We start from the raw sequence: 13,929 nt of genomic DNA, 5'->3' as shown, positions 1-13,929 counted from the left end.
AATTCCTCGCCAAGAACCCCAATGGCCGCATCCCGGCGCTGGAACTGGATGACGGAACCGTGCTGGCCGAAAGCAACGCGATCCTGTGCTACCTGGCCGACGGCACGCCCTACTGGCCGTCGGAGCGCTTAGCCAAGGCGCAGGTGCTGCAATGGCTGTTCTTCGAGCAATACAGCCACGAGCCCTATGTGGCCACGCCGCGCTACATCCTGCGCCATCTGGGCCGCCAGCATCCGCGCATGAGTGAGATGCCCGACCGCCTGAAACGCGGCCGCGACGCGCTGAGCGTGATGGACACGCATCTGGCCAAATACGATTTCTTCGTCGGCAACCGCTACACCATCGCCGACATCGCGCTCTACGCCTACACCCACCGCGCCGATGAAGCCGACCTGGACCTTAAGCCCTATCCGGCCCTGCGCGCCTGGCTCGACCGGGTGGCCAGCCAGCCCGGCCATATCAAGATGCTGCCGGGGGATTGAGTTCTTTTCTCGTCATGCCCGGGCTTGGCCCGGGCATCCATGTCTTCCTTTTAAAACAACTCGTGGATGGCCGGGACAAGCCCGGCCATGACACTGTTTGTTTAACTGACCGCCGCCCGCTATTCCGCCGCCATGTCCACCGCGCGGCCCTGGATGGTGAGGCCGCTGGCGCCGGCACTCACGCTCACCGTGGCGCCGTCGGGGATGGCGCCTTCCAGGATCTGGCTGGCGAGTGGGTTCTGCAGCGCGCGCTGGATCACGCGCTTCAAGGGCCGCGCGCCATAGACCGGATCGTAGCCGGCATCGGCGAGCCACTTCTTCGCGGCGTCGTCCAGCTTGAGCTCGATCTTGCGGTCGGCCAGCAGCTTGCGCAGGCGCATGAGCTGGATATCCACGATACCGGTCATGTTCTCGCGGCTTAAGCGGCGGAACAGGATCACTTCATCCAGGCGGTTGAGGAATTCCGGCCGGAAGCTGGCACGAACCACTTCCATCACCTGATGCCGCGTGGCCTCGTCGATCTGCTCGCCTTCCGCCCGGGCGAGATATTCGCTGCCCAGGTTCGAGGTGAGGATGATCACGGTGTTCTTGAAGTCCACCGTGCGGCCCTGGCCATCGGTAAGCCGGCCGTCGTCGAGCACCTGGAGCAGGACGTTGAACACGTCCGGATGCGCCTTCTCGACCTCGTCGAACAGGATCACCTGATAGGGACGCCGGCGCACGGCTTCCGTCAACGCGCCGCCCTCGTCATAGCCCACGTAACCCGGAGGCGCGCCGATCAGGCGGCTGACCGAGTGCTTTTCCATGTATTCCGACATGTCCATGCGCACCATGGCGCTGTCATCGTCGAACAGGAATTCGGCCAAAGCCTTGGTCAGCTCGGTCTTGCCGACGCCGGTGGGGCCGAGGAACAGGAAACTGCCGATCGGGCGGTTGGGGTCCTGCAGGCCGGCACGCGCGCGGCGCACCGCATTGGCCACCGCCACCAGGGCATCGTCCTGGCCGACCACGCGGGTCGCCAGCTTCTTTTCCATGGTGAGCAGCTTTTCGCGTTCGCCCGAGAGCATCTTGTCGACCGGGATGCCGGTCCAGCGCGAGACCACGCCGGCGATGTCGCTTTCGGTGACCGACTCGCGCACGATGGATTTCTCACCCTTCGCACCGCCCTTCTCGGCTTCCTGCAGCTTGCGTTCCAGGTCGGGGATCACGCCGTAGGACAGCTCGGAGGCGCGGTTCCAGTCGGCCTTGGCCTTGGCCTGGTCGAGATCGAGGCGGGCCTGATCGAGCTGTTCCTTCAGTTTCTTGGCATCGCCCAGCTTGTCCTTCTCGCCCTGCCAGGCGGCCGTCAGGCGGGCCGATTCTTCCTCGATATCGGCCAGCTCCTTCTCAAGCTTGCCCAGGCGATCCTTGGAGGCAGGATCGGTCTCCTTCTTCAGGGCTTCGCGCTCGATCTTGAGCTGCATGATGCGGCGGTCGAGTTCGTCCAGCGCCTCGGGCTTGCTGTCCACTTCCATGCGCAGGCGCGAGGCGGCCTCGTCCACCAGGTCGATGGCTTTATCCGGCAGGAAGCGGTCGGTGATGTAGCGGTTGGAGAGCGTGGCGGCGGCCACGATGGCGCCGTCGGTGATGCGCACGCCATGATGCACCTCATACTTCTCCTTCAGGCCGCGCAGGATCGAGATGGTGTCTTCCACCGTGGGCTCGCCCACGAAGACCGACTGGAAGCGCCGCGCCAGTGCGGCATCCTTCTCGATATACTTGCGGTATTCATCCAGCGTGGTGGCGCCGACGCAATGCAGCTCGCCGCGCGCCAGCGCGGGCTTGAGCAGATTGGAGGCATCCATGGCGCCATCGGCCTTGCCCGCGCCGACCAGTGTGTGGAGTTCGTCGATGAACAGCACGATCTGGCCTTCCGCCGAGGTGACCTCGGCCAGCACGGCCTTCAGCCGCTCCTCGAATTCGCCGCGGAATTTCGCGCCGGCGATCATGGCGCCGAGATCCAGCGCCATCAGGCGCTTGTCCTTCAGGCTTTCCGGTACGTCGCCCTTGGCAATGCGCAGCGCCAGGCCCTCGACGATGGCGGTCTTGCCGACGCCGGGTTCGCCGATCAGCACCGGGTTGTTCTTGGTGCGGCGCGACAGCACCTGGATGGTGCGGCGGATTTCCTCGTCGCGGCCGATCACAGGATCGAGCTTGCCGGTTTCGGCGGCCTCGGTGAGGTCGCGGGCATATTTCTTTAGCGCGTCATAGGCCTGCTCGGCCGAGGCGCTGTCGGCCTTTTTGCCTTTACGCATGTCCTGAATGGCTTTCTCCAGAGCCTGGGGGGAAACATTGCCGGCCTTGATCGCATCGGCGGCCGGGTTGCCGGCATTCATCGCCAGCGCCTGCAGCAGGCGTTCGGCCGCCACGAAACTGTCGCCGGCCTTCTCGCGCAGCTTGTCGGCCGTCTCGAACAGGCGCGCCATCTCGGGCGCCAGATAAAGCTGGCCGGCGCCGGCACCTTCCACCTTAGGAATCTTGCCCAGCGCGTCTTCGTTCTTCGCCTTCACGACTTCAGGCTGCCCGCCGGCGGCGCGGATCAGGCCCGCCGCCATGCCTTCGGGGTCGTCGATCAGGACTTTGAGCAGATGTTCAGGGGAAAAGCGCTGATGCCCACGGGCCAGGGCCATATTCTGCGCCGCCTGCAGGAAACCGCGGCTGCGTTCGGTATACTTCTCGAAATCCATGTCTTGAGCTCCTTGCTGGCAGCCCCTGGTCGCAACCCCCGCTTCAGCGGCAGGTTCCTGTCGGGCCCCTCTCTCGTGATCTGATGTGGGAAGCGCCCGCTTCCGTACAAGAGCCCCTTTCGCGGTTTTTCGCGTTGATCTTTCTCAAGGGAGACACGGAAGGACCGGGCCGCACTCTCTTCCCGTCATGCTCCTTCGTCATGCCCGGCCTTGTGCCGGGCATCCACGAATTCATTAGAAAGACGTGGATGGCCGGAACAAGTCCGGCCATGACGCATAAGAGAGAGCGAGCCCGGCCATGATGAAAATACATTCAAGCCCTCACCCATCGGCCGGCCCGTCTGCATCCGGCTCGGGCGGATCGAAGCCGCCCATGGCGCGGATGCGGGCAAGATCCGGGCCCTCGAGGTCGACGATGGTGCCATAGAGGGCGGCGCGGCTGCGCGGTTCTGGCGGCTTCGGCACCAGATGGCGCGGCGGGCGGCCGGGCCAGGGATCGTAGGGCGCGGGTGCCGGGCGGACGCGATCCGGTGTGGCTTGTTTTGCATCATCGCGCATCGTCTGGGTCCGCGCCGTTTGTGAGCGCTCCGGTTCGCGGCAGTTCGTTTCGGACCGTTCCGGTCCGTTGGGGTTCGTTTCGGACCGCTCGGGTTCGTTGAGGTCCGTTTGGGTCCGCTCCGGTTCGTTGAGGTTCGTTTGGGTCCGCTCCGGTTCGTTGAGGTTCGTTTGGGTCCGCTCCGGCTCGTTGGGGTTCGCTGCAGTCCGCGCGGGGTCGGCGGCGGTCGCGGGCCGCAAGAAGCCGGCCTGGGCCTTGATGACGGCGACGGCGGCGTCCATCTGCCGCCGCTCGGCGGCGATGCGCCGACGGAAAGCCATGTTGGGCGGGCGGCGCCCCGTTTCGGCCAGAAGGTCGATCAGGCCGGATGAATCCCCGGCGGGGCCGCCGGATGCCCGCCCGGCCTGGGTATCGCTCACCAGCGCGGAGAGCAGGCTGCCATCCAGGCTTTCAGCCTGCAGGCAGCGGTCCAACACGGCTGCGGGCAGGGCGACGCGGGATTGCAGGGCGATCAGGCCGGCCCGGCGCTCGACCGCCTGCTCCAACAGAAAGCGGAATCGCAGGCTGCGGCGCAGGTGGCGCCAGAAATGCTCTTCCGTGATGCCCAGTTCGGCGGCGACGGCGGCAAGCGCGGCCCCCTCGGCCACCCGCCTGGCCGCCAGCTTCCAGTCCACCGTCACCGGCTTTTTGCGCGGCTTCCTGTGATGGATGGTTTCATCCTTGAACGGATCATATGACTCGCGGGCCATGACGGCCTCCTGTTGACGACAGCTTATAGAACATATAATGTACATTAATAGGAATAAATGTCAATGCCACGGATTGGGCTGTTTCGGCATGCCTGCGGACATTCCACAGCCGGCCGGCAGAGCCGCAATGGAGCGCCAGGATGGATACGGCTGGGATCGAGCCTGAAGAGATCGACGGCGGGGTGCCGTCTGCGCCGCCAGACCGGAAGAACCTGACCAGAAGAAGATGGCCGAGCCTGTCGATCCAGAGCGTGGCCAAGCGCGCGGTTTGATTTCGATCCGCAGACGGCACCCGAACATGGCGACCTGAGACGGCGCCTGCAGCATTTCCGCTGCATCGACTGGCACACCTACGGTGCCGCAGTCATTCGACGCATCGAAACTGCTGCATGGGCGCGCTTTCGCCCACTGGCGCCGAAGTGTTCGGAACGGTCGGGCCCGATGCAAACCGGCTGCGCGCAAAGCGCGAATTTACGCAACGTCGCAATGACTTGAGTCATGCCTGACGGAGCGGAAACCACGCATTGCGGTTCGTTGACAGCCCCCCGGGCGGGTTATAGTGTGCAGCGCGAAAAACGCATGCGCGCGCCCACGTCTTTCTGGGTCTTTCCCGGCGCCGTATCCGTATCGCCGCTTATTCGCTCAATAAATCAGGATTGGATGTCCATGAAGGTTCTGGTCGCGGTCAAGCGCGTGGTGGACTACAACGTCAAGATCCGCGTCAAGGCGGACAAGACGGGCGTCGACCTCGCCAACGTGAAGATGTCGATGAACCCCTTCGACGAAATCGCCGTCGAGGAAGCCGTGCGGATGAAGGAAGCCGGCACCGCCACCGAAGTGATCGCCGTCTCGATCGGCCCGGCCCAGGCGCAGGAAACCCTGCGCACCGCGCTGGCCATGGGCGCCGACCGCGGCATCCTGGTGAAGACCGACGCGGAAGTGCAGCCGCTGGCCGTGGCCAAGCTGCTGGCCAAGATCGCCGAGGCCGAGCAGCCGCAGCTGGTGATTGTCGGCAAGCAGGCCATCGACGACGACAGCAACCAGACCGGCCAGATGCTGGCCGCCCTGATGAACTGGCCGCAGGGCACGTTTGCCAACAAGGTGGCGCTTGCCGACGGCAAGGCCACCGTGGTGCGCGAAGTCGACGGCGGCCTGGAGACGGTGGAAATCAAGCTGCCGGCGGTGGTGACCACCGACCTGCGCCTGAACGAGCCGCGTTATGCCAGCCTGCCCAACATCATGAAGGCGAAGAAGAAGCCGATCGACGAGAAGACGCCGGAGGATTTCGGCGTGGATATCGCGCCGCGGCTGAAGACCCTGTCGGTCGAGGAGCCGCCGAAGCGTTCGGCCGGCATCAAGGTGCCCGACGTGGCGACCCTGGTGCAAAAGCTGAAGACCGAAGCGGGAGTGATCTAAAGATGAGCGTTCTGGTTATCGCTGAACACGACAACGCCTCGATCAAGGCGCCGACCCTGAACACCGTCACCGCCGCGACCAAGATTGACGGCGACGTGCACGTGCTGGTGGCCGGCGAGAATTGCGGCGCGGCAGCAGCAGCTGCTGCCAAGATCGCGGGCGTGGCCAAGGTGATCCAGGTCGAGGCCGCGCATTACGCCCACGGCCTGGCCGAGGCGATGGCGCCGCTGGTGGCCAAGCTGGGCAAGGGCTATGCCGCCATCCTGGCGCCCGAGACCACCTCGGGCAAGAACGTGATGCCGCGCGTCGCAGCATTGCTCGACGTGATGCAGATCTCGGGCATCGTCGAAGTGAAGTCGGCGGATACGTTTGTCCGTCCGATCTATGCCGGCAACGCCATGGCCACCGTGCAGTCCTCGGACGCCATCAAGGTGATCACCGTGCGCGCCACCGGCTTCCAGGCCGCCAGCGCCGAGGGCGGTTCTGCCGCCATCGAGAAGGCCGACGCCGATGCCGATCCGGGCCTGTCGAAATTCATCGGCCAGGAACTGCAGAAGTCGGACCGTCCGGAGCTGACCTCGGCCAAGATCGTCGTCTCGGGCGGTCGCGGCATGGGCTCGGGCGAGAATTTCAAGCTGATCGAGGCCGTGGCCGACAAGCTGGGCGCCGCCGTCGGCGCCAGCCGCGCCGCGGTGGATGCCGGCTTCGTGCCGAACGACTACCAGGTCGGCCAGACCGGCAAGATCGTCGCGCCGCAGCTCTACATCGCCGTCGGCATCTCGGGCGCCATCCAGCACCTGGCCGGCATGAAGGACAGCAAGGTGATCGTCGCCATCAACAAGGACGAGGAGGCGCCGATCTTCCAGGTCGCCGATTACGGCCTGGTCGGCGACCTGTTCAAGCTGCTGCCCGAGCTCGAAGCCGAGCTGTCCAAGTAAGCCGCGAAGGACCGGGAACCGCATGATCAAGACGATTGGGGTGATCGGCGCGGGCCAGATGGGCAACGGTATCGCCCATGTCTGCGCCCTGGCCGGCTATGATGTCGTGCTGCAGGACATCAACGAGGCCCAGCTCAACAAGGCGCTGGAGACCATCACCGGCAACATGAACCGGCAGGTCGCCCGCGGCAAGATCGCCGAGGCCGACAAGGCCGCGGCGCTGACCCGCATCCGCACCTCCAACGACATCCGCGTCTTCGCCGAGACCGATTTCGTGGTCGAGGCCGCCACCGAGAACGAGGCGGTGAAGAAAAAGATCTTCGCCGATCTCTGCCCGGTGCTGAAGCCATCCGCGCTGCTCGCCACCAACACCTCGTCGATCTCGGTGACCCGGCTGGCCTCGGCCACCGACCGGCCGGAAAAGTTCATGGGCATGCATTTCATGAACCCGGTGCCGGTGATGCAGCTGGTCGAGCTGATCCGCGGCATCGCCACCGATGAGGAAACCTTCCGCCAGGTGCGCGAGCTGACCGTGAAGCTGGGCAAGACCCCGGCCAATTCGGAAGACTTCCCCGCCTTCATCGTCAACCGCATCCTGCTGCCGATGATCAACGAGGCGATCTACACCCTCTATGAGGGCGTGGGCTCGGTGGAAGCCATCGACACGGCGATGCGGCTGGGCGCCAACCATCCGATGGGGCCGCTTCAGCTTGCGGACTTCATCGGCCTCGACACCTGCCTCTCGATCATGCAGGTGCTCTACGAGGGCCTGGCCGACAGCAAATACCGCCCGTGTCCTCTTCTCGTGAAATACGTCGAGGCCGGCTGGCTCGGCCGCAAGACCAACCGCGGCTTCTACGACTATCGCGGCGAACATCCGACGCCGACGCGGTAAGGGAATGGTGCGCTGAGGCGGATCACGCGAACGCAAAAAAGCCCGGCTGCGCAGCCGGGCTTTTTTTATTTCCCCGCCGCCTTGACCTTCTCGGCGATCAGCGCGTCGATCAGTTTCAGCGCATCGGGAGAATCCCACGCCGCCTCGCCGACCAGGCGGCCGACCTCGCGGCCCTGGGCGTCGATCAGGATGGTAGTGGGCAGGCCGACGGCGCCCCAGGCGCGGCCCGATTTCATGCTGGCATCGAGATAGGGCTTGAGATGGACCACCTTGGTCTCGGCCAGGAACTTCTCCACCTTGGCGCGGCCGCTGCGATCCTGCGCCACGGCGACGACCTCGAAATCCTTGCCGCCGCGCGCGGCCTGCAGGCGATCCAGCGCCGGCATCTCCTCGCGGCAGGGAATGCACCAGGTAGCCCACAGATTGAGCAGCACGACCTTGCCGCGCTTCGCCTCCAGGGTGGTGGGCCGGTCGGCCGGGTCGCTGAATTCGGGCTGCGCGACTGGCTTCCGCTCGGCCGAGAGGCTAAGTTTGCGCATCTCGCCGTCGCGGGGGAGATCGGCGGCCCGGGCCGGCAGGCCCAGGCCGAGAGACAAACCCGCCGCCAGCGCGGCAACCGCCACAACCCGTTTCACAAGCGCCATCACCAGATCCTTCATGTCCGCACGCAAAGCATCAGATAAGCCGAAGGCCCGCCCTAAACAAGGCGGCTCCAACAGCATGTGGGGCGGCCGTTTTGCCGCCGGCCCGGCGGCGATCATGACCGAGATCAACGCCTCGATCCGCTTCGACCAAAAGCTGTATCGCCAGGATATCCGCGGCTCGATGGCGCATTGCCGCATGCTGGTGCGCCAGGGCCTGATCTCGGCCGCCGAGGGTAAAAAGATCCAGGCCGGCCTGCAGACAATTCTGCGTGAGATCGAGGCCGGCAAGTTCAAGATCGACCTGCGGCTGGAAGACATCCACATGCATGTGGAGGCGCGGCTGGCCGAGCTGATCGGCAAGCCGGCCGGCCGGCTGCACACCGCACGCTCGCGCAACGACCAGGTGGCGACCGATTTCCGGCTGTGGGTGCGCGATGCCATCGACCGCATCGATGCCGGGCTGCTGGATCTGCAGAAGACCCTGCTGCGCCGCGCGGAAGAGTATGCAGCGACGGTGATGCCGGGCTTCACTCATTTACAAGCAGCCCAGCCGGTGACCTTCGGCCACCATCTGATGGCCTATGTGGAGATGATCGGCCGCGACCGGTCGCGCCTGAAAGACGCGCGCGCGCGGCTGAACGAAAGCCCGCTGGGCGCCGCAGCATTGGCCGGCACGTCCCTGCCCATCGACCGGGCCAGCACGGCGAAGGAACTGGGTTTCGACCGGCCGATGGCCAATTCGCTGGATGCCGTGGCCGATCGCGATTATGCGCTGGAATTCCTGAGCGCGGCTTCCATTTGCGCCGTGCATCTCTCGCGGCTGGCGGAAGAGATCGTGATCTGGACGTCTGCCCAGTTCCGCTTTATCTCGCTCAGCGATGCCTTCACCACCGGCTCGTCGATCATGCCGCAGAAGCGCAATCCCGATGCCGCCGAGCTGGTGCGCGGCAAGGTGGGGCGTATCGTCGGCAGCCTGAACGCCCTGCTGATCACCATGAAGGGCCTGCCGATGACCTATGGCAAGGACATGCAGGAGGACAAGGAGCCGACGTTTGACGCCGTCGACAGCCTGGAACTCTGCATCGCCGCCACCGCCGGCATGGTCGCCGACCTGAAGGCCAATGCGCTACGTATGCAGGAAGCCGCTGGCGAGGGTTACACCACCGCCACCGATCTGGCCGACTGGTGCGTGCGCAAGATCGACATGCCGTTCCGCCAGGCCCATCATGTGGCCGGCAGCCTGGTGAAACTGGCCGAGCAGCAGAACAAGCCGCTGGAGGCCCTGACGCTGAAGGAGATGCAGGGCGTGGAGCCGCGCATCACCAAGGATATCTTCGCCGTGCTGGGCGTGCAGAATTCGGTGAAGAGTCGCGTTTCCTATGGCGGCACCGCGCCGGCCAATGTGGCGAAGCAGGTCGCGCGCTGGCGCAAGCTGCTCGCGAAAGAGAAAGGCAAAAGCGATGCGCGTTAAAGCCCTTCTCCTGCTGGCTCTGCTGGCCGTCTCCGGCCTTGCCGCCTGCGGCCGCAAGGACCTGCCGGATTATCCGCCCGATGCCGTCGAGCGGCCCGGGACCATCGACCGTACCAACCGCAACACCATCCGCTATTACTGAGTTATTCATGACCGGTCTGCCCTGGTTCGACTATCGCGACGGCGTCCTGCATGCCGAAGGCGTCAATCTCCATGCCATCGCCGAAGCCGTCGGCACGCCGGCCTATGTCTATTCGTCTGATGCGCTGACCAAGCAGTATCGCAGCCTGGCCGATGCCTTTGCCGGCATCGACTGCCTGATCGCCTATGCGATGAAGGCCAATTCCAATCTTTCGGTGCTGCGCCATTTCGGATCGCTGGGCGCCGGCGCCGACGTGGTGTCGGGCGGCGAATTGCAGCTGGCCATAAAGGCCGGCATCCCTCCGGGCAAGATCATCTTCGCCGGCGTGGGCAAGACGCGCGCGGAAATGATGCTGGGCCTGAAGGCCGGCAATACCGGCATCGCGCAGTTCAACGTGGAATCGGAAGCCGAACTGCAGGTGCTGTCGGAGGTCGCCAGCGGCCTGGGCGTGAAGGCGCCGGTGGCGATCCGCATCAATCCCGACGTGGATGCCAAGACGCACAAGAAGATCACCACCGGCAAGGCCGAAAACAAGTTCGGCATTTCCTATCGCCGCGCCCAGGAGGTCTATGCCCTGGCCGCCAGCCTGCCGGGCATCGAGGTGGTGGGCGTGCATGTGCATATCGGCAGCCAGCTCACCGATCTGGCGCCTTATGAAGCCACCTTCATCCGCCTCGCCGAACTGGTGACCGCGTTGCGCGGTGCCGGCCACAACATCCGCCGCGTCGACCTGGGCGGCGGCCTAGGCATCCGCTACGACGACGAGACGGCGCCCGATCCGCAGCTTTACGCCGCCATGGTGCGCAAGCATATCCTGCCGCTGGGCTGCGCCGTGGCGCTGGAGCCGGGCCGGTTCCTGGTCGGCAATGCCGGCCTGCTGCTGACCCGCGTGGAATATGTGAAACAGGCAGAGGAAAAGACCTTCCTGATCCTCGATTCCGGCATGAACGACCTGATCCGGCCGGCGATGTACGAGGCCTTTCACCGCATCGTGCCGGTGAAAGAGCCGGAAAACGGCGCGGAACTGGCGCCAGTGGATATCGTGGGCCCGATCTGCGAGACCGGCGACACCTTCGCCGAAGGGCGCCCGATGCCGCCCGTGGTCGCGGGGGATTTACTCGCCATCCTGTCAGCCGGTGCGTATAGTTCCGCCATGGCCTCCACCTACAACGCGCGCCCGCTGGCGCCCGAGGTGCTGGTCCATGGCGACAGGTTTGCCATCGTACGGCGTCGCCCTAGCATCGATGAGATGACGGCTTTGGAGACGATGCCGGGATGGTTCAGCGAGGCGCAGGGATAGGGTCTGAGGATTCGGATCCGGTCGGAGACCGGGTCTCCGGCCGCGCGCTGGATTCCGCCCTGCCGCCGGGTTTCTCCTCGGGCCTGTCTCCCGAACTGGAACGCCGGCTGGCCTTTGCCCGCGCCGCCCTGTTCTGGGAAAACTTCTGGCCCGCCCTGATGCCGGCCGCCGGCCTGCTGGCGGTGTTCCTGATCCTGGCCGGATTCGATGTCTGGCGCTTCCTGCCGGTCTGGCTGCACTGGCTGGCGCTGGCCGGTTTCGCCGGCGGCATCCTGGCCGCGCTGTGGCATAACCTGCGCCGCTTGCGCTGGCCCGAGCGCGCCGCCGCGATGCGCCGGCTGGAGCGCGTGAACCTGCTGGAGCATCGGCCGCTGGAAGCCGCCGCCGACCGGCTGGCCGCCGAGCAGCAGGATCCCATCGCCCAGGCGCTGTGGGCCCTGCATCGCCGCCGCGCGCTGGAGAAACTGGCCGCCGTGCGCGTCGGCACGCCGGAAGCCGGCTGGTGGCGCCGCGATACCTGGGGCCTGCGCGTGGCGCTGGGCCTGCTGCTGATCGTGGCCTGGGCCAGCCCGGGCGAGGATCGCGCCCAGCGCATTGCCGACACGCTCAATCCCGGCAGCGCGCTGCCGCCCGGCACCGCACTGATGCTGGATGCCTGGATCACGCCGCCCGCCTATACCGCCAAGCCGCCGCTGTTCCTCAGCCGCGACGGCAAGCCGGTACAGACGGCGCAGCAGCCCGCCAGCGCCGGCAGCGATGCGGCCGCCGCCATTCCCGTGCCGGCCGGCAGCCTGCTGAAACTGCGGCTGGCCGCGCCGCCGGACGGCTTCAGGTTGCGCTTCGGCAATGCCGATCAGGCGCTGCATGCCATCGATGCGCGCAACGGCGAGATCGACCTGGCGCTGGACCTGACCCAGGGCAACGATCCGAAGCTGGTGCTGGACCGGCGCGACAAGATCTATGCCGAATGGCCGCTGCGCATGGTGCCCGATCTGCCACCCGTGGTGGCCTTTGCCGGCGAACCCAAGCCGGGCAAGCGCGGGGACCTGGAAATCGCCTTCGAGGGCGAGGACGATTACGGCATCCAGAGCCTGCGCATCGAGATGCGCCGCGAGGGCGCCGAGCAGACGCAGAGCGTGGACTGGCCGGCGCCGCCGGCCGGCGCCGGTGCGGTGAACGCCACGCAGAATTTCGATTTCACCGCCCATCCCTGGGCCGGGCTGCAGGTGGCGATGACGCTGGTGGCAACCGACGCCCTGGGCCAGGCGGGCCGCAGCGAGGCAGTGGTCGCGACGCTGCCGGCGCGGCGGTTCCTGCATCCGGTGGCCAAGGCCATCGTCGAGCAGCGCCGCGAGCTGGCGCTGAAGCCCGGGCAATGGCAGCGCGTGGTGACGGCGCTGAACGGCCTGAGCCTGGCGCCGGAACGCTATCGCGACGACGTGACCGCGCATCTGGGCCTGCGCATGGCGGCGGCACGGCTGCGCATGAACCGCAGCGCCGCATCGGTAGCCGCCGTGCAGGACCTGCTGTGGCAGACCGCCCTGCATATCGAAGAGGGCCGTACCAGCCAGAACGAGCGCGACTTCCAGGCGCTGATGGACCGGCTGCAGGATGCCATCGACCGCAATGCCGATGACGAAGAGATCCAGCGGCTGATGCAGGAACTGCGCGAGGCGATGGACCGCATGCTGGAGCAGATGCTGCAGGATGCGCTGGAGCGGCTGGCGCGCGGCGAGCAGCCCGAGGAATTGGGCGAGGACGAGGAAGGCATGTCCGGCGAGGACCTGCAGGACATGATGGACCAGGCGCAGGACATGGCGCGGATGGGCGACCGAGACCAGGCGCGCGACATGCTGCAGCAGATGCAGCGCATGCTGGAGGCGATGAAGAACGGCCGGCTGGCAATCGCGCCCGAGGGCCGCCAGAACCAGCGCGGGCAGCGGGGCCAGCGCGGCCAGGGCCAGATGGGCCAGATGATGCAGGAATTCGGCGACATGATGCGCCAGCAGCAGCAGTTGCTGGACCGCAGCTTCCGCCGCAGCCAGCAATACGGCCGCGGCAACCAGCCCGGACAGCCGGGCCAGCCGGGCGGCGAGAACGAGGCCGATGCGCGCCAGCAGGAGGAATTGCGCCGGCGCCTGGGCGAGATGATGAACCGGCTGGGCGAACGCGGCATGCCGATTCCCGACCAGCTCGGCCGGGCCGACCGCGCGATGCGGGACGCGCGCGAATCCTTACGCCGCGGCGAGCCGGGCGAGGCGATGCAGGGACAGACCGACGCGCTGGACCAGCTGCGCCAGGGCCTGAACCAGATGCAGCAGGCCCAGCGCGGCAACCCCGATGGCCAGGCGCCCTCGGCGGATTCGCGGCAGAACCAGCGCAATCAGGTGCGCGATCCGCTCGGCCGCAACACCACCGGCTATGAGAATGCCGGCGAGGCCACCGCCGTGCCCGACATGGCCCCGGTGGAACGCGCCCGCCGCATCCTGGAAGAGCTGCAGCGCCGCGCCGGCAACCGCGAACGCCCGCCGGTGGAGCTGGACTACCTGGAACGCCTGCTGCGGCGGTTCTGAGGTCCGCACCCACGCACGGCCGTCATGGTCGGAGTGT

At 66.3% G+C, this 13,929-nt stretch carries 11 protein-coding genes (1 of these 11 only partly in view); 8 read left to right on the top strand and 3 right to left on the bottom strand.

Annotated features, from left to right (window positions below):
- Positions 1–482 carry the 3' portion of a glutathione S-transferase family protein gene (locus ACK4FK_RS06810; RefSeq protein WP_409742944.1) on the top strand. 127 nt of this gene lie to the left of the window's left edge, so the window shows 482 of its 609 coding nt (coding positions 128–609); its start codon lies beyond the left edge, outside the window; it ends in the stop codon at positions 480–482.
- A 119-nt stretch (positions 483–601) separates the two neighbouring features.
- Here ACK4FK_RS06810 and clpB read toward each other — a convergent pair whose 3' ends face one another.
- Both clpB and ACK4FK_RS06800 read right to left on the bottom strand, forming a co-directional pair.
- Complete coding sequence (gene clpB / locus ACK4FK_RS06805; protein ID WP_409742941.1) at positions 602–3,208, bottom strand: ATP-dependent chaperone ClpB; 2,607 nt, start codon at positions 3,206–3,208, stop codon at positions 602–604.
- 321 nt (positions 3,209–3,529) lie between these two features.
- A complete protein-coding gene (locus ACK4FK_RS06800; RefSeq protein WP_409742938.1) occupies positions 3,530–4,558 on the bottom strand; it encodes a hypothetical protein in 1,029 nt (342 codons plus the stop codon).
- Positions 4,559–5,179: 621 nt separating this feature from the next.
- Between ACK4FK_RS06800 and ACK4FK_RS06795 the strand changes: the two genes are divergently transcribed.
- From ACK4FK_RS06795 to ACK4FK_RS06785, 3 genes are read left to right on the top strand one after another with little or no spacing between them, the layout of a single operon-like run.
- Positions 5,180–5,929, top strand: a complete 750-nt coding sequence (locus tag ACK4FK_RS06795) for an electron transfer flavoprotein subunit beta/FixA family protein (RefSeq protein WP_409742935.1) — start codon at positions 5,180–5,182, stop codon at positions 5,927–5,929.
- 2 nt (positions 5,930–5,931) lie between these two features.
- The gene (locus ACK4FK_RS06790; RefSeq protein WP_409742932.1) at positions 5,932–6,867 is read left to right on the top strand and encodes an electron transfer flavoprotein subunit alpha/FixB family protein; all 936 of its coding nucleotides are present in this window, start codon (positions 5,932–5,934) and stop codon (positions 6,865–6,867) included.
- A 22-nt stretch (positions 6,868–6,889) separates the two neighbouring features.
- A complete protein-coding gene (locus tag ACK4FK_RS06785) occupies positions 6,890–7,762 on the top strand; it encodes a 3-hydroxybutyryl-CoA dehydrogenase (protein ID WP_409742929.1) in 873 nt (290 codons plus the stop codon).
- A gap of 65 nt (positions 7,763–7,827) precedes the next feature.
- Here ACK4FK_RS06785 and ACK4FK_RS06780 read toward each other — a convergent pair whose 3' ends face one another.
- Positions 7,828–8,406 carry a TlpA disulfide reductase family protein gene (locus ACK4FK_RS06780; protein WP_409742926.1) on the bottom strand — a complete coding sequence of 193 codons (579 nt, stop codon included), beginning with the start codon at positions 8,404–8,406 and terminating at the stop codon, positions 7,828–7,830.
- Positions 8,407–8,419: 13 nt separating this feature from the next.
- Here ACK4FK_RS06780 and argH point away from each other — a divergent pair, with 13 nt between their 5' ends.
- The 4 genes from argH to ACK4FK_RS06760 are packed head-to-tail and all read left to right on the top strand — an operon-like array spanning position 8,420 to position 13,892.
- Positions 8,420–9,877, top strand: coding sequence for an argininosuccinate lyase (argH, locus tag ACK4FK_RS06775; protein ID WP_409742924.1), 1,458 nt, complete (start codon positions 8,420–8,422; stop codon positions 9,875–9,877).
- Positions 9,867–10,019 carry a hypothetical protein gene (locus ACK4FK_RS06770; RefSeq protein WP_409742921.1) on the top strand — a complete coding sequence of 51 codons (153 nt, stop codon included), beginning with the start codon at positions 9,867–9,869 and terminating at the stop codon, positions 10,017–10,019. The genes argH and ACK4FK_RS06770 overlap by 11 nt, the downstream gene beginning before the upstream one ends.
- Before the next feature lie 16 nt (positions 10,020–10,035).
- The gene (lysA, locus tag ACK4FK_RS06765) at positions 10,036–11,319 is read left to right on the top strand and encodes a diaminopimelate decarboxylase (protein ID WP_409743089.1); all 1,284 of its coding nucleotides are present in this window, start codon (positions 10,036–10,038) and stop codon (positions 11,317–11,319) included.
- Positions 11,295–13,892, top strand: a complete 2,598-nt coding sequence (locus ACK4FK_RS06760) for a TIGR02302 family protein (RefSeq protein WP_409742918.1) — start codon at positions 11,295–11,297, stop codon at positions 13,890–13,892. Before lysA ends, ACK4FK_RS06760 begins: the two co-directional genes overlap by 25 nt.
- Positions 13,893–13,929 lie beyond the last annotated feature (37 nt).

The organism is Ferrovibrio sp. (assembly GCF_046297895.1).
Classification (GTDB): domain Bacteria; phylum Pseudomonadota; class Alphaproteobacteria; order Ferrovibrionales; family Ferrovibrionaceae; genus Ferrovibrio.
This window is presented reverse-complemented; position numbering and strand designations above follow the sequence as displayed.

Bases quoted from the DNA above. Each gene is read 5' to 3' on its own strand.
- ACK4FK_RS06790 (WP_409742932.1), top strand. From the start codon at position 5,932: ATGAGCGTTCTGGTTATCGCTGAACACGACAACGCCTCGATCAAGGCG.
- clpB (WP_409742941.1), bottom strand. From the start codon at position 3,208: ATGGATTTCGAGAAGTATACCGAACGCAGCCGCGGTTTCCTGCAGGCG.
- argH (WP_409742924.1), top strand. From the start codon at position 8,420: ATGTCCGCACGCAAAGCATCAGATAAGCCGAAGGCCCGCCCTAAACAA.
- ACK4FK_RS06785 (WP_409742929.1), top strand. From the start codon at position 6,890: ATGATCAAGACGATTGGGGTGATCGGCGCGGGCCAGATGGGCAACGGT.
- ACK4FK_RS06770 (WP_409742921.1), top strand. From the start codon at position 9,867: ATGCGCGTTAAAGCCCTTCTCCTGCTGGCTCTGCTGGCCGTCTCCGGC.
- ACK4FK_RS06780 (WP_409742926.1), bottom strand. From the start codon at position 8,406: ATGGCGCTTGTGAAACGGGTTGTGGCGGTTGCCGCGCTGGCGGCGGGT.
- ACK4FK_RS06795 (WP_409742935.1), top strand. From the start codon at position 5,180: ATGAAGGTTCTGGTCGCGGTCAAGCGCGTGGTGGACTACAACGTCAAG.
- ACK4FK_RS06760 (WP_409742918.1), top strand. From the start codon at position 11,295: ATGGTTCAGCGAGGCGCAGGGATAGGGTCTGAGGATTCGGATCCGGTC.
- ACK4FK_RS06800 (WP_409742938.1), bottom strand. From the start codon at position 4,558: ATGTACATTATATGTTCTATAAGCTGTCGTCAACAGGAGGCCGTCATG.